Source organism: Providencia sp. PROV189, assembly GCF_028480065.1.
Taxonomy (GTDB): Bacteria; Pseudomonadota; Gammaproteobacteria; order Enterobacterales; family Enterobacteriaceae; genus Providencia; species Providencia stuartii.
The window spans coordinates 38,013-61,527 of the sequence record NZ_JAMPOG010000020.1 but is presented as its reverse complement, the minus strand read 5'-3'; the positions used below and the strand labels follow the sequence as shown (position 1 = coordinate 61,527).

The 23,515-nt window shown below is 39.1% G+C and carries 22 protein-coding genes and 1 pseudogene; 13 read left to right on the top strand and 10 right to left on the bottom strand.

What is annotated here, in order from left to right; all coding sequences use genetic code 11:
* The first annotated feature begins 2 nt into the window (after positions 1-2).
* From PR833_RS12905 to PR833_RS20350, 3 genes and pseudogenes are all read left to right on the top strand, one after another.
* The gene (locus tag PR833_RS12905; RefSeq protein WP_272526192.1) at positions 3-533 is read left to right on the top strand and encodes a fimbrial protein; all 531 of its coding nucleotides are present in this window, start codon (positions 3-5) and stop codon (positions 531-533) included.
* Between the two features lie 6 nt (positions 534-539).
* A complete protein-coding gene (locus tag PR833_RS12900; RefSeq protein WP_004918264.1) occupies positions 540-1,406 on the top strand; it encodes an MrpH family fimbial adhesin in 867 nt (288 codons plus the stop codon).
* 83 nt (positions 1,407-1,489) lie between these two features.
* Positions 1,490-1,636, top strand: a pseudogene (locus PR833_RS20350) (phage antirepressor Ant); the annotation flags it as partial.
* Positions 1,637-2,013: 377 nt separating this feature from the next.
* Here the strand turns inward: PR833_RS20350 and PR833_RS12895 are convergent.
* Positions 2,014-2,418 (bottom strand): DUF2251 domain-containing protein, encoded by a 405-nt coding sequence (locus PR833_RS12895; RefSeq protein ID WP_036943657.1) that lies wholly within the window; start codon positions 2,416-2,418, stop codon positions 2,014-2,016.
* 284 nt (positions 2,419-2,702) lie between these two features.
* Positions 2,703-3,590, bottom strand: coding sequence for a PhzF family phenazine biosynthesis protein (locus PR833_RS12890; RefSeq protein WP_060560711.1), 888 nt, complete (start codon positions 3,588-3,590; stop codon positions 2,703-2,705).
* A gap of 639 nt (positions 3,591-4,229) precedes the next feature.
* Between PR833_RS12890 and PR833_RS12885 the strand changes: the two genes are divergently transcribed.
* Together PR833_RS12885 and PR833_RS12880 are read left to right on the top strand one after the other, a co-directional pair.
* Positions 4,230-4,898, top strand: coding sequence for a hypothetical protein (locus PR833_RS12885; RefSeq protein WP_014657981.1), 669 nt, complete (start codon positions 4,230-4,232; stop codon positions 4,896-4,898).
* 750 nt (positions 4,899-5,648) lie between these two features.
* Complete coding sequence (locus tag PR833_RS12880; RefSeq protein ID WP_230088470.1) at positions 5,649-6,101, top strand: hypothetical protein; 453 nt, start codon at positions 5,649-5,651, stop codon at positions 6,099-6,101.
* A 166-nt stretch (positions 6,102-6,267) separates the two neighbouring features.
* Here PR833_RS12880 and PR833_RS12875 read toward each other — a convergent pair whose 3' ends face one another.
* Positions 6,268-6,648 carry a nitrogen fixation protein NifS gene (locus PR833_RS12875; protein ID WP_230089752.1) on the bottom strand — a complete coding sequence of 127 codons (381 nt, stop codon included), beginning with the start codon at positions 6,646-6,648 and terminating at the stop codon, positions 6,268-6,270.
* A gap of 955 nt (positions 6,649-7,603) precedes the next feature.
* Between PR833_RS12875 and PR833_RS12870 the strand changes: the two genes are divergently transcribed.
* Entirely contained in the window at positions 7,604-8,362 is a 759-nt protein-coding gene (locus PR833_RS12870; protein WP_004918281.1) for a YnfC family lipoprotein, read from the top strand.
* A gap of 184 nt (positions 8,363-8,546) precedes the next feature.
* Here the strand turns inward: PR833_RS12870 and PR833_RS12865 are convergent, their stop codons facing one another.
* The gene (locus tag PR833_RS12865) at positions 8,547-9,737 is read right to left on the bottom strand and encodes a TPM domain-containing protein (RefSeq protein WP_042116439.1); all 1,191 of its coding nucleotides are present in this window, start codon (positions 9,735-9,737) and stop codon (positions 8,547-8,549) included.
* A 462-nt stretch (positions 9,738-10,199) separates the two neighbouring features.
* Here PR833_RS12865 and PR833_RS12860 point away from each other — a divergent pair, with 462 nt between their 5' ends.
* Together PR833_RS12860 and PR833_RS12855 are read left to right on the top strand one after the other, a co-directional pair.
* On the top strand, positions 10,200-11,561 hold the full coding sequence (locus tag PR833_RS12860) for an alanine/glycine:cation symporter family protein (protein WP_004918286.1): 1,362 nt from the start codon (positions 10,200-10,202) through the stop codon (positions 11,559-11,561).
* Between the two features lie 284 nt (positions 11,562-11,845).
* Complete coding sequence (locus tag PR833_RS12855) at positions 11,846-12,211, top strand: hypothetical protein (protein WP_004918288.1); 366 nt, start codon at positions 11,846-11,848, stop codon at positions 12,209-12,211.
* Between the two features lie 38 nt (positions 12,212-12,249).
* On the opposite strand, the gene PR833_RS12850 is transcribed toward PR833_RS12855, so the two are convergent.
* The 5 genes from PR833_RS12850 to PR833_RS12830 all read right to left on the bottom strand — a co-directional run bounded on the left by PR833_RS12850 (position 12,250) and on the right by PR833_RS12830 (position 18,427).
* On the bottom strand, positions 12,250-13,209 hold the full coding sequence (locus PR833_RS12850; protein ID WP_376738367.1) for a substrate-binding domain-containing protein: 960 nt from the start codon (positions 13,207-13,209) through the stop codon (positions 12,250-12,252).
* Positions 13,210-13,292: 83 nt separating this feature from the next.
* A complete protein-coding gene (locus PR833_RS12845; RefSeq protein WP_272526191.1) occupies positions 13,293-14,333 on the bottom strand; it encodes an ABC transporter permease in 1,041 nt (346 codons plus the stop codon).
* 42 nt (positions 14,334-14,375) lie between these two features.
* Positions 14,376-15,878, bottom strand: coding sequence for a sugar ABC transporter ATP-binding protein (locus PR833_RS12840; RefSeq protein WP_004918294.1), 1,503 nt, complete (start codon positions 15,876-15,878; stop codon positions 14,376-14,378).
* Complete coding sequence (gene xylB / locus PR833_RS12835; protein WP_171830838.1) at positions 15,875-17,386, bottom strand: xylulokinase; 1,512 nt, start codon at positions 17,384-17,386, stop codon at positions 15,875-15,877. Before xylB ends, PR833_RS12840 begins: the two co-directional genes overlap by 4 nt.
* A gap of 3 nt (positions 17,387-17,389) precedes the next feature.
* On the bottom strand, positions 17,390-18,427 hold the full coding sequence (locus PR833_RS12830) for an NAD(P)-dependent alcohol dehydrogenase (RefSeq protein WP_014657988.1): 1,038 nt from the start codon (positions 18,425-18,427) through the stop codon (positions 17,390-17,392).
* 211 nt (positions 18,428-18,638) lie between these two features.
* Here PR833_RS12830 and PR833_RS12825 point away from each other — a divergent pair, with 211 nt between their 5' ends.
* From PR833_RS12825 to PR833_RS12805, 5 genes are all read left to right on the top strand, one after another.
* Positions 18,639-19,190, top strand: a complete 552-nt coding sequence (locus PR833_RS12825; protein ID WP_014657989.1) for a D-lyxose/D-mannose family sugar isomerase — start codon at positions 18,639-18,641, stop codon at positions 19,188-19,190.
* Between the two features lie 75 nt (positions 19,191-19,265).
* Positions 19,266-20,279, top strand: a complete 1,014-nt coding sequence (locus PR833_RS12820) for a LacI family DNA-binding transcriptional regulator (RefSeq protein ID WP_004918303.1) — start codon at positions 19,266-19,268, stop codon at positions 20,277-20,279.
* A 166-nt stretch (positions 20,280-20,445) separates the two neighbouring features.
* The gene (locus PR833_RS12815; RefSeq protein WP_230089751.1) at positions 20,446-21,033 is read left to right on the top strand and encodes a YcxB family protein; all 588 of its coding nucleotides are present in this window, start codon (positions 20,446-20,448) and stop codon (positions 21,031-21,033) included.
* A 102-nt stretch (positions 21,034-21,135) separates the two neighbouring features.
* Positions 21,136-21,672 (top strand): aminoglycoside N-acetyltransferase AAC(2')-Ia, encoded by a 537-nt coding sequence (gene aac(2')-Ia / locus PR833_RS12810; protein WP_004918308.1) that lies wholly within the window; start codon positions 21,136-21,138, stop codon positions 21,670-21,672.
* A gap of 242 nt (positions 21,673-21,914) precedes the next feature.
* Entirely contained in the window at positions 21,915-22,178 is a 264-nt protein-coding gene (locus PR833_RS12805) for a DUF2798 domain-containing protein (RefSeq protein WP_014657992.1), read from the top strand.
* Between the two features lie 220 nt (positions 22,179-22,398).
* Here the strand turns inward: PR833_RS12805 and PR833_RS12800 are convergent, their stop codons facing one another.
* A complete protein-coding gene (locus tag PR833_RS12800; RefSeq protein WP_061064183.1) occupies positions 22,399-23,412 on the bottom strand; it encodes a LacI family DNA-binding transcriptional regulator in 1,014 nt (337 codons plus the stop codon).
* Between the last annotated feature and the right edge of the window lie 103 nt (positions 23,413-23,515).

Here is a 23,515-nt window from a genome sequence, read left to right as displayed (position 1 = left end):
CTATGAATATTAAACGTAATATGAGCTTTGCCTTTGGCTTATGGTTTTTGGGGGTCACTGCCACTTTTTCTGCAAATGTGGAATTTGATGGCACGCTAATTGAAGATGCTTGTGACGTTTATCCTGGCGACGAATCGATTGAATTAGATTTCGGTACGATAGTGGATAAATACCTGTATTTGAATAATCAAACAAATAGCCAGCCTTTTACCATTCGCTTAATCAATTGCGATTTAGCATTAGGCCATGAAGTGAAAGTCACATTTATGGGCGCAGAAAGTTTGGCTTTACCTGGTTTATTAGCGTTAGATGCTGGAAGCCAAGCAACAGGTGTGGCGGTTGGTATTGAAAGTATTTCCGGTACGGCAATCAAAATTAATAGTGGCAGTTATACCCAAGGGTTGTATGCCGGAAATAATAATGACCTACGATTTCAAGCGTATGTGAGAGCTGAGCCAGTTGCATTGCAAAATAAATCAATTGTGCTTGGTTCATGGGCTGCGAGTGCCACGTTCAAATTAGATTATGAGTAAATCATTATGTATGCGAAAAAAGCAAAAATATACGGAATGTTAAATACAAGCCGTTTGAGTATTTTATTATTAATCATCGCATTAGCGTCTCTATTTCCTTCTCGCCCTGCCAATGCGATTGCGTATGTAATGCCTGTGAGTATGACCTCTGGAGCTTGGCCTCGTGTTGCGATGGACATTCTTTCTTGGAGTGAAGCAAGTGGTGTTACTAACCCTTGTTATGGATCAACCGAATGTTGGGTAGGCCCTGATGTTCTGTATGCATCTGGTGCGCCGTCGTTGAGTGGATCTTGCTTGGATTATGGTAACTGCATTCGAATTAACCAGTATCGAACAGCGGAAGAAGTCGCAGCGGCTTTTCGTAGCGCAAAAGGAATTCCTTATCGTGCATCGTTTGTCATTGATAGCCCAAATGCAACTTGTATTGGATTATTCTATGTTAACCATAAACCAACCCCAGGCGTTAGGAATGCAATCCAGTGGCCAGGTAGCGTATGTGGTAAAATCCCACCTACAAATCAAACATGTAGTATTTCTTTGCCTGCTTTTGTTAATCACGGGGCTCTCAGTAACACAAGTTTGAATGGTAAAACAAACTCAGTTTCTGGCAATATCACTTGTACACAGGCTACAAATATCAATTTATTTGCTCGTTCAACCACGGGTGAGCGTTATGTATATTTAAATTCGACTTCTAACTTTTATTCAAATCCATTAATTAACAATCAAAATGGCTGGAATGGCGTGAACATGAACATTTCTGGAAATAATGCGGCGAATTCATTTACATTCACTTCTGAATTACATGCATCAGGAACGGTAACACCTGGGTATTACACTGGAAATGCAGTCGTCATTATTGCATTTAATTAGTTAATCAAAACCTTCGAACCCAATTCACTGACTTGATAGTTGAGCTTTACTGGTAGTTATGGGGGTAGTGTTCTTTTTATTGTATGAGTGCGGATCAATTGAAATTACTGGCTTATTTAGAAGCTCGTAATTGCGCTTTCCTCGATATAGATACACCCTCAGTACAAAGAAAGGATCAATTGACTGAATTGGCACAACGTTGGTTAGCTCAACGTTTGGAGGAGAATTAACGAACCACCTGCTAAGCTAATAATTCTTTGCCATTGGTTGGTGAGTTCGTAGAGTTTTCGGACTCCATAAAAAAGGGTAGCTATTTAGCTACCCGATTCGGCCAGTTCTTTAGCTCAATGCCACGGCTTTGTAATTCTTTTCTGATTATATGCTTAATCCAAGCCGATACAGACGATGTCCACTCCCTACTAATTGAGACACACCCATTTAGAATTTTCTAGTTGCTGACAATTTGCGTTTCAGTAAAACGAACGTTTTCATAACGGCTTCTGTAATTTTTGGGCAGAAACTCTAATTATAGCTATCTTATTTTAGGGGAAGTGGACAGTTGAGATATCGTTTTTTAAAAAGTAATAACTAAAAAATGCCAGACGCGTTACTTAAAAAAATCATGAACAGTATCATTCCATTCGTGTCCTAAAATAGACCATTTATGATTTGTTGGTGGCGGAAAACCACTACGACAATACCCATTTTTAGTCTCAAAATTAAATATACCATGTGGGTAATTATTAATTAACAGAACGCACTTAAGACTATCTTCTGACCAGCCAATTTTGACATCAGATGGAATGTTTCTATCTGAAATATCCTCTACATTGTAAATATGGAGGGCGTCCTGAATTGGGTTGCCGTCAGCAGATTCATCTAGCGCATAGAAGTATCCTGTTTCTCCATCATCTTCAAATACAGCTGCAAATGTACCTTCAGGGGCCAAACTTTCGATTACTTTTTCCTGCCCCACGATAATTTGCTCTTGAGCTGTAACTAGTATTGTCATATGCGGTTCCTTAATTTATGCACCTGTAAAGTAAAAAAACTGTCAAAACTCAGTATAGAAAAAGCTCGTCATATGTAAAAATATTTATCTTACAATCCTACATATGTATAAATGCGCTAGTCTTAGTGGTGGCAGTTTTTGTTAGGGATTCATTTTATTATAATCGCTCAAATCTATTAATACCTGAATTTAATCGGTAATGAGTGGAAATGCCTATGGCTGTTTCTCCATTAGTGCAAAACGTTATCGATGGTTTACTTGGACGATAATTGTGATGTGCTTGATTAAATACTAATTATTTTTGTACCAATCATCGTGGCTTGCCCTCCAACTCTAACACGACGAATCGCCTGTGCTTGTCTATCAATCGTCACTTGGATCATCGAAGAACAGCCCATTGCTCGCCCTTGCTCTAACAGAAAGTGAGTTTCATTAGGTAAAACATGATTGACCAAATAGCACCCTAGCGCGCCGCTGGCACTGCCAGTTGCCGATTCTTCATCTATGCCATATAGAGGGGCAAAATTTCGGCAGTGGGCCGTGATGGGGGCATGGTGGCTCAGCTCAAAGACATGGAAACCGATAGTACCGAATTCACGACTTAAGTTTGCGATAGCGTCATGATCGGGGTGCAGAATATCTAATTGGCCAGCCTGCACGGGAATGATGATATCAGGCAAACCTGTTGAAATGATTTCAATGGGAAAGCCAGTTCCTGTAATAGCCTCGGGTCGTATACCGATAGCAGCGGCGATATCTTCAACATCAGGCCCATGCCGCGTGATAGGTAAAGCTTGATCCATAACGATACTGTCAGGACTGACGGTTACGTTTAGAATACCAGCTTTGGTTTTTTGTGTATAAGAGCCTGGTGTAAGCAAATTAAGTGAGGCTAGAGTGAAAAAAACGGCTAGTGTTGCATGCCCGCAAAAATCGACTTCCCCTTCCGATGTGAAAAAATCCACTTCAAAATCCGTCTCCTCGCCAGTATAGACAAATGCAGTCTCGGAAAAACCAACTTGACGTGCGATAGCTATTTTTTGTGCAATGCTTAGGTTTGGGGGATTGAGAACCACCCCAGCAGGATTACCGCCAGAATTATTCTGGGTAAATGAGTTCACAAGGTATACCTTGACGCCGTGCTCAACCGAGTATGTTGCCTCGTTTTGCATTAACTGCTCCTGTGTAATAAATAGGTTCTATACGTTTTGTGTATCGTTAATAGGTTGGATATCTTCAATGTGAGGTTGGGCATGGTCGCTTTTGTGTCGTGCCTAAAACATAAAATAGATTACATAGACGTTGCGGTAGCTCGGAAAAGTACCAATATTTTCAAAGCAACCTCTGCCCCAATATACCCAGATATTTTTCAATGCCACAGACAGCTAAATGCTTTCTCTGACCATCAAGCCTTTTATTCTTGTGACAGAAACCCTTTCTATCATCTTTTTAGGAAGAAAGCTTGTAAAAACTAAAATGCTCGGACTTGTGCAGCTAAAGTAACATATAAAGCATCTCGATTTATGGGAGAGGTGCAATATTAGCTAGTACAATGAACGTTTAACTCAATATCAGCATCACTCACCTCTTTCATCATATTGTTTGTCGGTATATTAATTAACATAAATGGAATTTTGCTATGAAAGAGTGGGGTAAAATCATCGATTAACTGCAATATTAAGAATAACTAGGTGGTAAAAGATAATCGCATTTTACTGTTACTCGACAATAACTTGTTGGTCATTATTAATAAATGTAACATTCGGTATGTAAAATATTTTATTATTCTGTCCATATAGGTATTTAGTTAAATGAGAAAATTATCAGTCTTATGTGTTTGTATGGTTGCCTTATCGGGATGCGCAGTTACGGAATATAACTATACCCCTTCTTCACATAAGGTGAGCGAGCCAAAAATAGGAACTGTAAACACGATAAGTATTGGGCAACCCTTAGTAAGGGATGGAGTAATTAGTGAGATTGATGGGATCAAAGTGCTCGATTCAACTCAGATAGATTTAGCCTATAAAGTGACGCCAGGAACCTTTAAAAAGGTAGGGGAAAGCGATAAAGGTGATTTTTATATGCCTACGAATACGAATGATTCTGGTAGTGTGGTCGTTGAAGTTATTGGGCAACCATGGACTTCATTATTAGTAAAAAAAGAGAGTCATGAGCTATGTGTCGTCACCGAATTTAATGTCTTTATCTGTAGCGATAAGGCTAAATTTGATAAGGTGAAATTAAGTAATCCTGCAGGAAATTCCTTTGAAGAAGCATTAATTTTCAATGGGAAAAATGGTGACTCTGTAAATATAGGCTATAGGCAAATAGGTTCTAATATTGAAAACCAAGGCTTTAATAATGATATCCAGTATGATTTAAAGAAAAGTAATATTATTTCATACAAAGGCGCAAAAATTAAAGTGCTTGATAGCTCAGAACAATCAATAACATATGAAGTATTAAGTCATTTTTAGCGTCAAGTTATTTTCTCCAAACAGCCCGTACAACGGGCTTATTGGCATATATCTTCTTTAATGCTGTCTCAATGAAAGGCTACTTGCTAAATCATAGAACTTGTCATAATTTTTGATAGATTAAAACTAGGGGGATCGATATGAAAAAAGTGATAGACAAATTATTCGTGGTCGCTACATTTTTGATTGTTGCTTTATCCTTTATTTTTGCTAACGGTCTACCGTTTGATCCTACTGAAAAAAGCGAGCAAAAATAATTTTCAGAGAGTTTAACAAAAGGTCACTATAGTGAAGTGGCCTTATAAATCTACCACATGGGCTTCTGTTATAGGTCATGACTTGAAGTTTACAACAACAAATAGCCGTCACTTGTAGAGTATATTCATATCTTCGTGTTATCTCATATACGTATCTTATAGATGATGTAAGTTTGGTATTTTTAAACGTAATCTGATAATGACCTATGGGGCAGAGGAATAAAATCTTTCCTAGCGACTTTTTTAAACATATTAAATGAATGCCAGTCAGTAGGTTATCTAATTGATTTTATACTCCTTTGGTCAAATAACGATAATTAAAATGTTATAGGAATGTACTGGCTCAATATGAAAGTTATCATTTATTGAAGCTAGATTATGAAAAAATTACAGCCCACTAATGAAAGGAAGTTATGAAATACGAAATGGTGACAGTAAGTTAAATATCATGTATTCTTGTCTAAAATTTTTCGTAAGCTGATAAGGATATTAAGTGAAAAAACCTATTTCATTATGGATAATTCAGATAATTATTATAATTAATATATCTTCATTTTTGTTTTATTTGTTAAAAAACACATCTTTTTTATTTGTTGTTTACAAGATGAATATTCCTCTTTACTTGAAAATTGAAACTTACTTCTTTAACGCAATCATGTTATTAGTATTTGTCATTCAAGTTGCTGCTTTGTATTTATCATTTAAAAGAAATCGGTTAGCCAGAATATTTACCTTATTAGGATGGTTTTGTTTTCTTATTTCATTCTTATATTCTAATTTTAGTGGTGGGTGGGCCAGCATCCCAGAAGGTCCTATTCGTTATGATAGTGATCTTGAAAGGTTGGGGGCACTTTGGGGGAAGTATGAGGAAACTGCATTATGTTTGCTGTTAACTGCATTTTTGTGTTTTTCAAAAAAAATGAAACAGTATTTTCAATTTAACTAGTTCCTTCTTATTTTCTTAAGAAACAACCTTAATTTAAGGTCTTAATGATAGATGTGTTGATAGAGTTGGTGTTTTATATTGTTGAAAAAACAGTACATTTATATGTTGATTTAGAGATGGTGTATGGTACTTCCACATGCGTAAATAAAGATGAATAAACGTATATTCACTGCAAATTTTCTAATTCGACAATTCTATCTATAACAGGTGTTGTGACATTATTCGCATATTCTAAAGTGTCGAGATAAATAATGTTTTTTCTGTCGAATCCTTTTCTATAAAACATGTATTTCAAACCTGGGGCGCAGACCAGAAGTCTAGCACCTTGTTCAATAAGTTTTTTTATATCTGATTCGGTGTCATCTCGGTAAACATGCCAGTCTAAATTTTTCTGTGCTATCGCTTTTTGTAGGGCTAATATATAGTTATCTTCGGTATATAAATTAAACAAAGCGCCGAAAATACCGGAACCTGTTACCCTTTGTATAGGGTTTCTGCCAAGTATAGGGCTAGGCATATAGATAAAGTATATTTTTTTCTTTTCCATTGTTGAATTATCAATATCGTAATATATAAACATACCACACTGACTAGGATCATTGATATAAATTTATGCTAGTTTCAATCCTACTGATGGATTGAAATAACTGTTTTTGACCTTTGCTTGTAAAACATCACCTCTATAGCTAAAGAGGGGATACATAAGCGATCAAGACGTGTCCTCGGTGTGCTCTTCATCTATAAACGTCGGGTGGCGCCATATTGCCATATAAAGAGGTGAATAGTGTTATGGCAATTTCTTCACATTTAGGTACCTAATCTTCTGAACTGCGCAAATCACTTCGACCATAAAAAGTACCGTATGATATAGGTTGGTGTGTGATAAGACGGGGAATTACGGAAAGGATGATTTTGTCGCTATGCCATCATCACTCATCTCACTTTGCACATGTTCTGATGTTATCGATTTATAATGATTGTGCATTGAACATTTATGTTAATGAGTAGTAATTTTTTTATCAAATTAAATGATGAGCGATAAGCTATTTTATTACGCTTGATGGTGAGTAAATGAAAATATAGTTATTTTTACTTATATCAATATTCTGGGGTGTGAAAATTAAAGCCATTTAACCTTAACAACAGTACCTGTTTCTATGCATACTATGACTTCGGATTTATAAGAGTAAAGATATTTTTACAGTGCTTGGAATATTTCGTAAGTATAATATAATTAAAAGTTATTTTTCCTAATTCAAGTGTCTTTTTGCTTAAGTTTTACTCAAATTTGCTCATCGGATGGCTCGAAAAGATGAGATAAATCTTATTTATTTAGGTGGTTACCATTAGCATATTTAGGAGCATACATGCTATTATTACGTGTAATGTTTTTTATTAACTAACTGATTTTTATGTAAAATATTATATTGATAATAAATTAAATTAATGATTATTGAAAATAAACCACAGCATACAAGTCGTTTAGAGGTATAAAATTAAAAATGAGTAATAAATACCTATTGGCAATTACACCGCTAATTACTTTTTTTATCGCTTCTGAATCTTTGGCATTTCAAAAGCAACAATATAATCCTGTTGTGTTCAACATGGCACAACTCTATGATTTTAATCCAGTTAAAGGAAATGTTAAAGAAATTAGGTCCGTCGTTTACAATAAAGACAAGTCTATTAACTATGAGTCATTGTTAAAAATTGGTCGTGATGGCTGCATAGATAGTTTTGCTTTAAACCAAAAAAAGGATGAATACCTCAGTGGTGTACATAATTATCTCTTTGTTGAGAGAGTTAAAAATAAATTAGTTGGTAGGGATAATAATGGCCCTGTAGAAATGGAAATCGGTAATAACTGTACGATATTATCAAGAAAGGATAATAATGGAAAACTGATATATCGATATAACAAAGAAGGGATTATTATCGGCTCTGTATTGGCAGATAATAAAACAAAGTTTAGCGAAAATAATTATAATGAGTTTAAACTACCAACAACGATAAAATATTACAAAGATAATAAAGTAATATCTGAAACCATTATTACATATGGGAAAGATATCACTAAGCCATTTGATCTGTTAATGAAAATTCGTGTGTTAGGTCAGACTATTTTACAAGTAGACTCTAAATGTGATTACAATAGCCAAAATATTGCACATAAGTGTCATTTTGAACTAACAATAAATGAAAATGGTCAGGACATTAAGTTAATCAAAGATAGTACGACGGAAGTGTCATTCTATTGATAGCGAAATTTTTATAAAGGAGCTTTAGTCTGTGTCCAAGAATCGCCCTCTCAGAGTATAACAGGCTTTTAATTTTTAAAAGCCAGTTATAAGAGGGTATAAATTGTTATTTTAGCAACCTAACTTGAAATCTCGTGTTAGGCGTATCCCGTGAATGGCTACTATGGCGTAGTCTTAAGGAAATTTACCACGACCCTGAAGAGCCGCCTCCACCGGAGCTCCCGCCACCACCTCCGCTAAATCCGCCACCGCCTCGGCTTCCACTACTGCCGCCTCGGCCATTATTATTGCTCCCACCAATGTACACATTGATAAAACCAAAATAATGACCAATGCCAATGATGCAACCAACACTACTTGAAATAACGGATGAAATAACAAAATCACCTTCTGATATGACGAGTGCAAATAGAAAAATAAAACCAGTAAATAAGAAGGCAATAGTAATCGAAAGACGCTTTTTTTCTGACTTAATAATGAGGCCAAGTATTTTATAAATAATAGCAACAGCCAAAAATAAAAGTAGAAATATCGCAACAAACATAGTGAAAGCGAGGATGAACACCATCCAGGTGGGTAGTATTTTGAGAAAAAGGAATTGGCTCCAACGTGGTAATTCTGTATATAAAAAATCTTCTCCAAACTTCATGCCATTACCTGCGGGGTTATTAAAGCCGCCAGTGTAAGCAGTTAACAAGAGAATGATAGCGATTGGAATTGCAGCCTTAAGTTTATGTAATTTAATAAGATGATATATGATAAAAAGCCAGATATAAGCGCTTGCCGCTAGTACGATAGCAAGTGAAGCATCTAATAAACCAAAGGGAGCAGGTTGTTTAGAAATAAAAAAGCTGGGAGTTTTGGCGTCAGGGAGTGGCTCATTTTTTATTAAGGCGATTAGGGAATCAATAGTACGGTTGAGACCTCCTGCATAATTACCGCGCTTAAATTCAGGTATAAAATCATATTCTAAAATACGCTTTGCAAGGCTATCGCTGATTGCCCCTTCTAACCCATAACCCACCTCGATACGCATTGTACGGTCATTGACAGAGACGAGTAAAAGAACACCGTCATCAATATTTATACGACCAATCCTCCATTGATTGAATACTTTTTCTGCATAGCTTTCAATATCTAATGGGGAAGTACTCTTTACGATTAAAATGGCAATTTGCGACCCAGTTTGTTGCTGAAATAGCGCTAACCGTCGAGCTAAACTATCGCGCTGTTCTGTTGTTAATAAATGTGCTTCATCCACGACGTGACTGGTCATCGTGGGAATAGAAAGTGTATTCGCAAAAGTGGGAATAGAGAACAATAAGAAAAACAATCCCCATAGCCATTGTTTTGTTTGCTGAATTTTGCCAATCATCGTGGAATCCTTTCTGAAAGGGTGAATTTCATTATATTCGATAGTCATATAACGTCAGCATATACTGACTGAATAATACATAATCTTATTTAATTTGTAATCGTTTTCATAGGATGGAATAGCGTTTTGAGAAATAATGATTAAATTAAAATTAATTTAATCATTGAATATTGTTCCGATAAAATAAGAATATTCGTTAAAACCTGTCATTCATATCATTAAATGTTAATAGGCTACTCTTGAACTCTTGAGTAGCAAAGCTCACATATTGTCTAACAAAAGCTTAATTTCTAATCGCAACGAGGTGACATTACTCACATTCTTTAACTTATCTTGCTATTTAAGACATTTTTTTCTCGCACTTAATAGATTTATCGTCTTTATTAAATTTTATACAGAAATGTTATTGAATTGTGACAGACGGATAAAGAATAAAGTGAATACAGCTTATGTGAGGGCAGAATGGAACTGATAACAGCTTGGTTAGGAGAACTTAACGGTATTGTGTGGGGAGTTCCCATGTTGATTGGGATCCTCGGTGTTGGGATCTATATGCAGCTCCGATTGGCATTTTTGCCAATCCGTAAATTGGGTACAGGGTTTAAGTTACTGTTTCAGAAAAATGAGGATAGGGGTGAAGGGCAAATATCGCCTTTTAATGCGTTAATGACAGCATTATCGGCGACAATCGGTACTGGTAATATCGCAGGGGTTGCCACCGCTGTGGTGATGGGAGGGCCAGGCGCGCTGTTTTGGATGTGGATCACGGCATTGGTTGGTATGGCCACAAAGTACTCAGAAGCTGTGCTTGCGGTACGTTTTCGAGAAGTCGATAAGTATGGACAATATGTTGGTGGCCCAATGTATTACATCAAAAATGGTTTAGGGCCTAAATGGATTTGGTTAGGTACATTATTTGCTCTTTTTGGTGCTTGCGCCAGTTTTGGAATTGGGAATACTGTACAAGCGAACTCTGTTGCCGATGTGCTGGAAAGTAACTTCGGCGTGCATAAATGGTTGACTGCTGGGGCACTTGTAATCTTAGTTGGTGCTGTGTTAATTGGTGGATTGCGTCGTATCTCTGATGTTGCAGGGAAACTCGTACCATTCATGACCGTGGCTTATTTTGGTGCAGGTTTATTGGTATTAGGGCTCAATTTTACGGAGATCCCAGCTGCATTCTCTTTAGTGATTACCTCAGCATTTACACCGGTTGCGGCTCAGGGTGGGTTTGCAGGTGCTGCTGTATGGGCGGCAATTCGCTTTGGTGTTGCGCGTGGCGTATTTTCCAATGAGGCTGGTTTGGGAAGTGCACCTATTGCTCACGCTGCGGCAAAAACTCAAAACCCGATCCGCCAAGGGTTGATCGCAATGTTAGGTACTTTTATCGATACCATTATCGTGTGTTCGGTAACAGGTCTTACTATCATTATTACTGGTGGATGGTTAACAAGTGAAACAGGGGCGACACTAACCGCATCTTCTTTCCAATCAGCGATCCCCGGTGGGAATTATATTGTTGCCGTTGCGTTAGCCATATTTGCTTTTACCACTATCCTAGGATGGAGTTTTTACGGTGAAAAATGTGTGCAATATTTATTTGGGGTGAGGGCAATTAAGGTCTTTAGGGTGTTATGGCTTATTGCATTACCGATTGGTGCAACCCAATCTCTTGATTTTGTTTGGCTACTTGCAGATACCTTAAACGCGATGATGGCGATACCGAACTTGATTGCTCTATTATTGTTAAGTCCGGTTGTTTACCGTTTAACGCGGGATCATATTAAAGATGTCAATGCCGACAGCATTGATATGGAAAAATAAATAATATCACTGATGGCCTCACGCTCTGTGAGGCCATCTCAACATTTAGGTGGTAGGGTATTTTCGTTTTTTATTTTGCTCTTATTCGCCCCTAATTCTTTTCCAACGCCTTTCCCTGTTAGACCTATATTTCTTATATGTAATATCGATTTTTTCTATTTATAAATAGAATAGCACTATGATTTCACAGGAAAAATATTGCAATTGTGTAGAGGCAATGTTTTCATAAAAACCCGAGTGGTGATGCGAGTAATATATTAATAAGCTAATAATACGGAGGGAAAATGCTAAAAAAGGGGATTTCGATTGCGATGTTGTGTGCGATTTGCTTACCCGTGCAAGCGATGAAAGAATATGATCTTAAATGCCCTGAAAGGGGAGTGATGACCGTACTACATACAAATTATTTAATTAGCACATTGAAGTGGGGAAGCCGCTTTATTGTCTCTCACCCGGCCATTAGTTATAACGAACACAATGTAAACTATAAAATTTATAATTTCTTAAATGGTGATTCATTAGTGAAAAAGGCAGGGGATCATAAACGTTACTATTTTATTTATAAGGATGGGGAAAAGGTCGAATGCACGAAAATAGGGGAAGCGGAATTGGAAATAACGAAATTACCGATTGTTCATAATGTGAGCTGAATATCGCCACCCAAAGTATGAGTGGCGATAAAAATAACTTACTTACGTGCGTCTAACAGTTGTTGCGCATTGTCTTTTGTGACTACAGTCCAAGGGATTTGGTAACGTTTATCTTTACCGTCATTCCATTGCAGTTGATCGGCATATTGTTTCCAAATAGCTGATTTGGGTTGATAGCTGTCGCCTTTGACTGACTTCATTGCGATATCAATCGAGCCCTGCATTTGAGCATTGGCATCTTGTAGGATAGAAACCATTTCTCCGTTCTGCACTGCTAGGATTGCATCAGAAACACCATCCACACCAGCAATAGCAAAGCTATTTACATCAAGGCCGGCACCTTTAATGGCTTCGATAGCACCTAAAGCCATTTCATCGTTTTGAGCGATGACGCCGTTGATTTTGCCACGGTGTTTTTGTAACCAGTTTTCCATGAGTGGCATTGCTTCTGCACGTGACCAGTTAGCCGTTTTGCGTTCTAATACTTTAATTTTTCCGGGGCCACATTCAGCGATAGCTTTATCGTTACCTTCACCACGTTGGATCTCACCGCTACCCCCTTTAGGGCCTTCGATAATCACAACATTACCTTCACAGTTCATTTTATCGAGGACGGTTTTTGCTTCCATATAACCACCTAAAACGTCATCAGAAACAACTTCAGCGGTCATTTTATCCGTGTTGAGGCGTGCGTTAGTCACGATCACAGGGATTTTGGCATCATTTGCCATAGTGACGACATCAATGTTCGCTTCATAATCCATTGGGTTGATGATGATAGCATCTGCTTTAGTCTGAATTGCTGTTTCCGCTTGGTTGTTTTGCACCATCGGATCATAGCGCCCATCGTAAACGGTGATCACCGCTTCACCCTCTTTAACCGCAGGGTGCTCTTTGGCGGCTTTTTCCATTAATTGAACAAATTCAGCTTTCATGCCATACATCAAAATAGCAATTTTGACAGGCTCCTCTTTGGCTGCAAGCGCCATATTACTCATGAATAGTGCAGTGGTAAGAGCTGCAATTTTAGTCATTTTTTTCATTATGATACCTTTCACAGTGAGGGTCAGTGTTGTTTTAATTAGTCACGTCTTTGTTTACGTGAAGGGTCGAGCAGAACTGCGATGACGATCAACGCACCTTTAATGATTTGTTGGTAATAAGAGGGGACACCCAACAAATCTAATCCATTGTTCATAACGCCGATAATTAGCACACCAAAGAAGGTGCCAACCAGTGTACCAACGCCACCAGACATACTGGTTCCGCCAATAACGACGGCAGCGATAGCATCTAGTTCATAGGCTCCTCCGGCACTGGTTTGTGCAGAGCCAGTTCTTGCGGTAAGGATCAGTCCAGCAATACCCGCTAATGCACCACACAGGGTATAAACCAGCACTTTGACTTTGATGACACTAATACCGGATGTTCTTGCACTTTTAGGATTGCCACCAACCGCATAGACATAACGGCCAAATGTTGTTTTATTTAGCAATACCCAAGCGAGTGCAAAGATCACGATTAATATGACGACGGGCACGGGGATATCAAAGATATAGCCATTACCTAACCATCTAAAGTCATTATTGAGTTGTGATACGGGGTTGCCGTCGGTAGTTAATAGGGTTAAGCCACGGGCAGCGGAGAGCATCCCCATGGTCACGATAAACGGTTGTAGGTTGAATTTTGCTAAAATAGTTCCGTTAATGAGACCACAGATGATACCAATGCCTAATGCGATGATCATTGGCATCATAACGGCATTCGCGGTGTCGCCAATGGATAGGCCTGCATTTGTGGTTGCAAAACGCGCTGCTACAATACCGCTCAGAGCGAGGACTGAGCCAACCGATAAGTCAACCCCCGCGGTGATAATGACGAAGGTCATGCCAATCGCTAAGATACCGTTAATTGATATTTGGCGTAAGACAATCAACATATTGTCTTGACTAAGAAAATAGTTGTTAGTCCATTCGCCGCGCGCAACTTGCACTTCACCTATCACAGCAACAATTAGGCAAAGTACAAAGAAAGCCATGATAATGCCGTACTTGTGCATGTTTTTCTTATTGCGGGCTAAAAAGGATATCCCCGTTGTTGGCGTAGAGTAAGTACTATTCATAGTTTTTCTCTTTATTTTTTGAATAAAAACCAATGTGCTGAATTAAACAGCAAGTTTCATTAATTCTGTTTGAGTTGCTTCAGTTGCCGATAACTCACCAGCTAATTCACCATCACGGAATACAATAATGCGGTCGCTCATACCGATAATTTCTGACAGTTCAGAAGAAACCATGATGATCCCTTTGCCTTTTAAAGCGAACTCCGACATATAACGATAGATTTCTTTTTTGGCTCCCACATCGATTCCACGGGTTGGTTCATCAAGTAGCATCACTTCAGGGTCGAGAAGCGCCCAACGGCCTAAGACAACCTTTTGTTGGTTACCACCACTAAGATTTCCTGCAAGTTGATCGGCATCTGGTGTTTTAATGTTGAAGAGTTTGATCATGTCATCTGCACGAGCTTGCTCTTTCTTTTCATTGATAAAACTCGCTCGGCTAATATCAGAGAATGAAGCGATATTAATGTTTTCGTTAATTGAACGACCCAGCATTAACCCCGTTTCTTTCCTGTCTTCAGTGACATAAGCAATGCCCGCTTTAATGGCATCTTGAGGGGAGTGTTTCCCTAATTGGATGTCATTAATTTTAATGGTTCCCGATGAGGCGTGTTCAATACCAAAAATAAGATCAAGAAACTCACTACGGCCCGACCCAACCAGCCCATATATTCCAAGGATCTCGCCTTTTTTCAGGGTGAGGCTGATATTTTTTATTTTATTGAGCCAACTTAATTGTTCGACAGTTAAAATAGTTTCATTAGTTGGTTGGTTGAATTTGGCGAATTCATCTTTAAATTCGCCACCGATAATATGCTCAATTAATTGTTCGCGAGTAATATCGGCAATCGCCCCTTCAGTGATAAATGTGCCATCACGGAAAATCGAAAAAGTGTCCGCGATTTGGAATATCTCGGATAGGCGGTGGGAAACATAAATAATCCCTTTGCCTTTTTGAGCTAAACGCGTAATCACATCAAAGATTTTTTGCGCATCCTCTTCACCTATTGCGGATGTTGGTTCATCCATAATGATGATGTCAGCATTTGAGTGAGAAAGTGCTTTAGCAATTTCCACCAGTTGTTGTTCAGCAACGCTGAGATTGCGCACTTTTTCTGTTGGCGAAAGATCAAAATGTAGGTCAGCCATTAAATCTGCCGTCAGTTGATTCATTTTTTTGAAATCAACGAAGCCGAGTTTTTTAGGCTCGCGACCTAACCAAATATTCTCTGCAATTGTCAGATCAGGAATCGAACTCAGTTCTTGTTGAACAATCGCTATACCGGCATTGAGTGCATCCTTTGGTTGATGAAAGTGACACCGTTTTCCTTTCACAAAAATGTCGCCTGAGTCAGGCTGAATGAACCCCATTAGGATACTTAAAAAGGTCGATTTACCCGCGCCATTGCCGCCACATAAAGCATGAATAGATCCTTTTTTCAGGCTAAATTGCGCATTTTTCAGCGCAACGACTGGCCCAAACGATTTTTTAACCCCAGTAATATGTAAAAGTTCATCCGCCTGAATGCCCGCTGAGTTTGTCATACAGCCACCTCTGGATATTCAGTTTGGAGTAACGAAAGATAGTCTTGATATAAAGCTTCATAGCGAGAAACTTTTTCACTATCAGGATTGACCAGCGTGCTCTCATCAAGGTGAACGAAACGCTGGCAAATTTTTGCTAATAATTCTGTTTTATTATCTTGCTCTGTTAAGGTGTCGCACCAAACAGCTTGAATAGCCGCTCCCAGTGCGGCAGCTTCGCTGTTAGTCACACAAATAACAGGGGAATTCATAATGTTCGCGACAATTTGACGCCATTTGGCACTTTTAGCCCCGCCACCAGTTAGGCGGATTTCGTTGGTTTGTATCCCTTGTTTACGGAATAAATCAATGCCAAAGCGCAAACCATAAGTGGCGCTTTCTACGACAGCAAGGCTCAAATTTTGTGCATTTAAATTATTACTATCAATATTATGGATGCTCGCCTTAGCGAGAGGCAGTTGAGGAACACGTTCGCCATTGAAAAATGGCAGTATTTGTAACCCATTAGCACCCGGCTCTGTTTGCTCTAAGGCCTGATTAAAACCATTAAGATCAAGATTCAAAAATTTTTGTATCGTCGTGGTGGCTGATGTGACATTCATTGTGCAAATCAAAGGCAGCCAACCATTGGTTGAAGAGCAGAAACCGGCAATCATTTCTGAATCGGCGACAACAGGTGTATTCGAATAGGTAAATAGTGTGCCAGAGGTACCTAAGCTCATGGTGATGATACCCGGTATAATATTACCAGTACCAATTGCAGCCATCATGTTGTCACCCCCGCCTGATGCCACTTTCGTTTGGCTCGAAATGCCAAGTTTATGGGCGATTTCAGGAAGTACGGTGCCAATGCAGGTTTCAGCAGTGACAAGTGGAGGTAAAGCTCGTTGTAGACGGCCTGAATCATCAATTAGATTGATGGTATGAACATCCCATTCACGGGTACGAATATTTAACAGGCCAGTACCAGATGCATCACCAAATTCAGCCACACGAACGCCCGTTAGCCAAAAATTGAGGTAATCATGTGGCAGTAATACCGTCTCTAACTGTTCCCAAAGTTCAGGGTGGTGAGTTTTCAACCATAAAATTTTAGAAATGGTATAACCTGTTTGAGGCATGAGTCCGAGTTGAGATAACGCACCGTCAGTGCCACCTAAAGCATCAATGATCTTTTGGTTTTCTGCCGTTGTTTCCGTATCACACCACAGTTTAACCGGTGCGATCACATTGCCTTGGGTATCCAAAGGCACAAAACCATGTTGTTGGCCTGAAACGGCGATTGCGGCTATCTCTTTACCATCAATACTGGCATTATTGAGCGCTTGGTGAAACGCACTGACAAGTGCGTCTGTCCACCAAGAAGCATGCTGTTCACGGCGCCCAGATGCTTCGCTAATGAGTGGGTGAGGCGCAGAGCCTTCACCCAAAATTTGTGCGCTTTCGCTATCCACGATAACGACTTTGGTACTTTGTGTACCGCAATCGATCCCAGCATACAATGTCATGTATTACTCCATTTCCAGCACAATCTTAATATCGGTTGGACGGCCTTCAGCTGCACGCTCATAAGCCTCAACACTGTCTTTAAACTTATAAGTGGCTGACAACAAAGGTTTTACGTTGAGCTTACCGGAACTGAGTAGGCGGATAGTACGTGGGTACATGTTTGCGTAACGGAAAATGGTTTTAAACGTAATTTCTTTCGCTTGCGCTGAAACAATATCTAAAGGCGCAGGATCAATTGGCATACCAACTAATACGGCAGTTCCACCCGGTGCCATATGCTCAGTGATATTAGCGATCACCGCTTTCGCTCCGCTGCATTCGAATAAGACATTCACCCCATTACCTTCAGTGAGTTCATTAACTTTATCGGCGATAGCTTGAGTATCTTTGCTATTGATAGGGTGTAGGCCTGAATATTGTTTAGCGACTTCCAGTTTTTTATCGAAGAGGTCACAGATGATGACATCTGAACAGCCGCCAGCGAGTGCAGACAACGCGGTGATAATACCGATAGTTCCCGCACCAATAACGAGTGCGATATCACCGGGCTTGATTTCAGCTTTGGTCGCGGCTTGCATACCGATAGCGAGTGGTTCAACCATTGCGCCTTCAGCAAAAGAGACATTTTCAGGTAATTTAAAAGTGAACGCAGCGGGATGAATAACGCTCTCGCGTAGGCAACCATCAACAGGAGGAGTCGCCCAAAAGCGTACAGCAGGATCGAGGTTGTACAGGCCAGCGCGCGATTGCGTGGATTGTAAATTAGGAATACCAGGTTCCATACATACGCGATCGCCAACTTTTAGATGAGTGACATTTTTACCAACAGCGGTAATTACGCCGGATGCTTCATGACCCAAAATCATTGGCTTTTCAACGACGAAGGGGCCGATACGACCATGTTGGTAGTAGTGAACATCACTACCGCAAATGCCTACGGTATGAATTTTAATTTCGACATCATCCTCTCCAAGGACTTCAGGACTTTGCCAATCTTGAATAGAAATTTTCCCTGCTTTTTCGAGTACTAATGCTTTCATGATTACCTCTGGCTCATTTTTATGGTATCGATATCATTTTTATGATGCGGATATTAGATCGAATTTTATTATTTTTATGTGACGCAGGTTATAGTTTCATTAAATGAGTGGCATTTTTGTAAACAAAAGCGGAAGAATAGGCTACCTGATCACATTTTTTGAGGGGGTGATGCCGTTATAATGTTATCGGTATCATTGAGGAGAGCAGAGCATGAATAAAGCACACTATCGGCAGCAAGTCGTTAATTTCCTAGAAAAAGCACATATCCGTCTCACAGAAGAAGAAAAAGCACGAATTGAGATCGCCAGTTTTGGATTACCAGACTATCCACGTTCAGGCTTACAACTGTTAACTTATTGTAATAGCGAACGTTATTGTGCTAAAGAGTTGGTGCTGTTTCCCCATCAGGTTTGCCCTGAGCATCGGCATCCACCGTTTGGCTCTTCAATGGGTAAGCAAGAAACTTTTCGTTGTCGGTGGGGGGAAGTATACCTATTTGTTGATGATGATTCGTTAACATTGAATAAAAATGAATCGGGGGAACCGATTTGCCCTAAACCAGAAGGTGATGAGCAGTGGTATCAGTGTGACCGCTTTATTTTACTCAAACCGGGAGAGCAGTATACGATAAAACCTAATACATTACATTGGTTTAAAGCTGGCAGTATGGGAGCGGTTGTTTCTGAGTTCTCAAGTGAAAGTCGTGATGAATTTGATATTTTTACCGACCCAAGAGTACGACGTTTAGAAGGGATCGAATAATATTACGGTTTTGCATGACTGAAACGATTAAATGATACTATAATGGTACGAAATGATACTTAATTTAATAAGGAGATGAAATTGGCCGATCATAAGTCACAGAAAGTGACATTAGAAAATGTCGCAGCGCTTGCTAATGTCAGCAAAATCACCGCATCACGCGCTTTTTCTCAGCCAGATAAAGTTCATCCCGAGACGCTGAAAAGGATTTTAGAGGCGGCAGACAAAATCGGTTATGTCGTTAATGCCGTAGCGCGCAATTTACGTGCTAAGTCATCAAAAACGATTGGTATTGTTAGCCCCGATATGGGGAACCCATTTTTTGGTGGTTTAGCGAAGTTGATGACACAAGAAGCCTATCAAGTAGGGTACGACACATTGGTTTTTGATTCTTATGAGTCAAAGGAAAATGAGGCGCGTATCATTGAAAAGTTGATAGGTTATAATGTTGACGCCATCATTCTTTCTGTGGTTTCGTCTGATCGTTTTTATAAGCCCGATTATTTTCGGCAGCTTGAGCTGCTAAATATCCCCGTTATTTTAGTCGACCGAGAAGTTGATATTAAGCACTGTAGTGGTGTTTATATTGATAATTTAGACTGTGGTTTGCAAGCCGGGCGTTTTATACAGTCACAAGAGGCAAAAAGTGTTGTCATTGTTTCAGGACCCGAAGATTCTAATGTCGCACGGGATAGGGTGACAGGGCTTAAAGCTGCATTACAAGGAAGTGTCGATAAGGTTGAAATTTTATATGCAGATTTTCTGATGGATGAAGCTTATAAAGTGACGGATAGCTATCTACAAAAAAACAGTGCCCCTGATTTCTTTGTCGGCTGTAATAACCAGATTTCTTTGGGGATCATCAAGGCTTGTATTAAGCATCAAATTTCATTACGTGATGATGTTTCACTGTTTAGTATTGATGAGGTCTCTTATTCATCAATTTATGGTTTTAACTTCCCTTGTATCTCGCACGATTTGCAAGAAATCTCTTGGCAAGTGATTAACATGGCGGTGAGAAGGGCATCGGATGAAACAGCGAAGCCAGCAAAGGTTATTGTTAGAGGTAAACTCACCAATACGGTTTAGTCAATTTTCCTTTCATAGAATGGTGAAAATATTGTTGTTATCATAACTTAACGTGTCTGAATAAGACTATTATGGGTGATATTTCATGAGGAAATATCATTTTTATATCTCTATAGTGATACTTGCCAAAATAGACTAAAAGCCAATGTTTGGGGGCATTAGTGAGATGAAAGACCGTTATGACATCAAGTTTTCACTTTCTATTTCTGAAATACGAAAAATACAAAAGTATATAAAAGCAAACAAAGTGATAAGCGTGGCTAAACCCTATCATTGGGTCCTTAATATAGCCAATCTAAGCTTGTATAGTCTTGTCATCGGTTTATTATTCTTTTTTGCTATTGCATTATTGCTGTTGTTATCGACAGAGATAGACCCGAGTATGGCTCGCTTACAAAGAATGAGTGGCACAGCCCTAGCATTTATTGTCATAGCAGTGATGGCGCTCCTTCTTTCTAGTGTGTTAGAAAAATATTTTATGAAAAAATATGAACACAAAGAGCAAAATGATGAGACATATATTAGACATATTAAAATTAACCGTTATTTTATTGAGTTCATCCAAGATAACAGTATGTATAAGGTGTTATGGCCTCGAGTTAACAAGGTTGATGTGCAAGAAGATTTGATATTTGTCCATGTTGGAGATAATGATTTTATTATTTTCCCTACACGAGTGTTTTCTTCACAAGAAGAGTTTCAGCAACTTTATTCGTTTATTAAAAAGCAAATCGAGCGACATACGGTGCCATAATAAGCTGTTAAGTGAAGAAAAGTGCACGATTGTTTCGCTTTTTGGTGGTTCAATGGCGTTATAATGTATCGGTATCTTTAATCGACTTTAATATAGGTTTTTATGGGCATAGAATACCGCAGTCTGCATACCAGCCAATTGACACTGAGTGAAAAAGAAGCGCTTTACGATTTATTAATTGAAGGTTTTGAAGGCGATTTTTCGCATGACGATTTCGCGCACACTTTAGGTGGAATGCACGTCATGGCTTTTGATCAACAAAAATTGGTTGGTCATGTTGCAATTATTCAACGCCATATGGCCCTAGATAATACGCCTATCTCTGTAGGGTATGTTGAAGCGATGGTAGTTGAACAAAGTTATCGTCGCCAAGGTATTGGGCGGCAATTGATGCTGCAAACCAATAAAATTATAGCTTCGTGTTATCAATTAGGGCTGCTGTCGGCTTCAGATGATGGACAAAAATTGTATCATTCGGTTGGATGGCAAATCTGGAAAGGTAAGTTGTTTGAATTGAAACAAGGGAGCTATATCCGTTCTATTGAAGAAGAAGGCGGAGTCATGGGCTGGAAAGCGGATGGTGAGGTTGATTTTACCGCTTCGCTTTACTGTGATTTTCGTGGCGGTGATCAGTGGTAATCAATATTGATAATATAGCGTTATTATTCTGGATTACTGTTAATAATATTTAGGTTAGTTTCATTTTATTGATAAAAATAAAACCATTAAATGGTAATCCAGTTTGACAACAAAATTGTTATATATAGAATACAGGCTGATTTTTAGTCTAAGGACTCGTAAGCGTTTACGTTAATCAACGCATATAACTTGTCATGCAACAGTTATATGCTGTTGTGTTCGTCTTATTTGGAGTCTGCACGATGTCTTCACAAAATAAAAATACCCTCTTTGGAATACCTAAACTTCCCACCAGAGCACTGATCTTTTTGATCCCTTTTTTCTTGTCATTAGTGATGAGTGGTATTGTTTCTTTAATCAGTACAGTTAAAGCGTTAGGGTTGAATAGTGAAATGCTAGCACCTTGGTTAAGTTCTTGGATGTTATCATGGATAATTGCTTTTCCTACCGTACTGGTCGTTCTGCCACTAGCGAAAAGATTCTCTCTATTTTTTGTTAAGAGTTAAGTAATCGCCATCCTTATGATGGATGGCGTATTGGTATTATTAAGTTATCTGCGCTTCTTGTGGTAATGCTGGTTTTGGGTAAGCCAAATATCTTGTCAAAGGCTCAATTAATAAAGAATGTGTAGATAGAGATACACATAATTAAAGCCAAATCCAATATCAGGGCTTGTAACAAACTCATTGATAGCCACCAAATTCATACGAGATCAATAGTGGGTCGCTACAAATAAGGGCCATCAGCGACTGAATCCCTTATTTTCAATTCAGACGTAAAGATGTTTTCTTTTGAAAAATAGCCACCATCAAGCATCGAAATAGTGCGATGGATCGCCTCATTAATCATTGCACTTATGGGATCTTTAATGCTGGATAAAGCAGGTTTTAGGAAGGGGGCTAATGGAATATCATCGAAACCGATAACGGAAACGTGGTATGGAACGGTTATACCCGCATCATCCAACGCTTTGATTGCACCAATGGCCATATCGTCATTACTGGCTAGAATAGCGGTGAAAGGCGTCGCTTGCTGCTGTAATTTTATTACGGCCTGAGTACCACAAGATGGTGTCCAGTGACCAGAAATAATTAGTGACTCATTAATATCAATACCATTGGCAGATAAGGCATCTTTATAACCAGACAGGCGTTCAATCGCGGTTGGCGAGTCCATTGAACCAGTGATAAAGGCAATTTCTTTATGCCCTCGGGAAATGAGATACTGTGTCGCATTAAAACTGGCGCCCCTATGATCGCAGACAACACAGTGACTGTGATTTTTTCTCAGTTTACGGTTCACAACCATAATCGGTTGGGTATGTTGATCAATGATTTCATCTATCTGGCTAATACTCAGAAAGCGTGAATAAACAATAATCGCATCACAACGCAATCCGAGCAAAAATTGAATCGCAGCATGCTCTTCCTCTGCACTGTGCTTTCCATCAACAAGGAGCAGTTGCCGGCCGTTGTCCTCTAGTTTTTTTGCTGCTTGTGACAGGATTTCATTAAAATAACTGCCCTGATAAAGATTATTGGTCACCACCAAACCAATGCAGGCGGATTTGCTGGTTGAAAGGTGACGCGCTAGTAAATTAGGACGATAGCCGGTTTCTTCAATGGCTTGATAGACCCGTACTTTGGTCTCCTCGCTGGTGTAGCCTTTTCCAGATAGTACTCGCGAAACTGTCGCTTTTGATACGTTTGCCCGTTTCGCTACTTCCTGCATTGTAGACATATCTTTATCCTGACAAATTGATATCAAAATCATTTTACACTTTTATATAGGGAGATGCAGAGGTCTATGTCACTACCAAAGCGGATCCCAGCCAAAACCCAAT

Excerpts from the sequence above, each read along its gene's own strand:
- PR833_RS12905 (WP_272526192.1), top strand. The coding sequence starts at position 3 with ATGAATATTAAACGTAATATGAGCTTTGCCTTTGGCTTATGGTTTTTG.
- PR833_RS12900 (WP_004918264.1), top strand. The coding sequence starts at position 540 with ATGTATGCGAAAAAAGCAAAAATATACGGAATGTTAAATACAAGCCGT.
- PR833_RS12895 (WP_036943657.1), bottom strand. The coding sequence starts at position 2,418 with ATGACAATACTAGTTACAGCTCAAGAGCAAATTATCGTGGGGCAGGAA.
- PR833_RS12890 (WP_060560711.1), bottom strand. The coding sequence starts at position 3,590 with ATGCAAAACGAGGCAACATACTCGGTTGAGCACGGCGTCAAGGTATAC.
- PR833_RS12885 (WP_014657981.1), top strand. The coding sequence starts at position 4,230 with ATGAGAAAATTATCAGTCTTATGTGTTTGTATGGTTGCCTTATCGGGA.
- PR833_RS12875 (WP_230089752.1), bottom strand. The coding sequence starts at position 6,648 with ATGGAAAAGAAAAAAATATACTTTATCTATATGCCTAGCCCTATACTT.
- PR833_RS12870 (WP_004918281.1), top strand. The coding sequence starts at position 7,604 with ATGAGTAATAAATACCTATTGGCAATTACACCGCTAATTACTTTTTTT.
- PR833_RS12865 (WP_042116439.1), bottom strand. The coding sequence starts at position 9,737 with ATGATTGGCAAAATTCAGCAAACAAAACAATGGCTATGGGGATTGTTT.
- PR833_RS12860 (WP_004918286.1), top strand. The coding sequence starts at position 10,200 with ATGGAACTGATAACAGCTTGGTTAGGAGAACTTAACGGTATTGTGTGG.
- PR833_RS12855 (WP_004918288.1), top strand. The coding sequence starts at position 11,846 with ATGCTAAAAAAGGGGATTTCGATTGCGATGTTGTGTGCGATTTGCTTA.
- PR833_RS12850 (WP_376738367.1), bottom strand. The coding sequence starts at position 13,209 with ATGAGTAATATGGCGCTTGCAGCCAAAGAGGAGCCTGTCAAAATTGCT.
- PR833_RS12845 (WP_272526191.1), bottom strand. The coding sequence starts at position 14,333 with ATGAATAGTACTTACTCTACGCCAACAACGGGGATATCCTTTTTAGCC.
- PR833_RS12840 (WP_004918294.1), bottom strand. The coding sequence starts at position 15,878 with ATGACAAACTCAGCGGGCATTCAGGCGGATGAACTTTTACATATTACT.
- xylB (WP_171830838.1), bottom strand. The coding sequence starts at position 17,386 with ATGACATTGTATGCTGGGATCGATTGCGGTACACAAAGTACCAAAGTC.
- PR833_RS12830 (WP_014657988.1), bottom strand. The coding sequence starts at position 18,427 with ATGAAAGCATTAGTACTCGAAAAAGCAGGGAAAATTTCTATTCAAGAT.
- PR833_RS12825 (WP_014657989.1), top strand. The coding sequence starts at position 18,639 with ATGAATAAAGCACACTATCGGCAGCAAGTCGTTAATTTCCTAGAAAAA.
- PR833_RS12820 (WP_004918303.1), top strand. The coding sequence starts at position 19,266 with ATGAAATTGGCCGATCATAAGTCACAGAAAGTGACATTAGAAAATGTC.
- PR833_RS12815 (WP_230089751.1), top strand. The coding sequence starts at position 20,446 with ATGAAAGACCGTTATGACATCAAGTTTTCACTTTCTATTTCTGAAATA.
- PR833_RS12805 (WP_014657992.1), top strand. The coding sequence starts at position 21,915 with ATGTCTTCACAAAATAAAAATACCCTCTTTGGAATACCTAAACTTCCC.
- PR833_RS12800 (WP_061064183.1), bottom strand. The coding sequence starts at position 23,412 with ATGTCTACAATGCAGGAAGTAGCGAAACGGGCAAACGTATCAAAAGCG.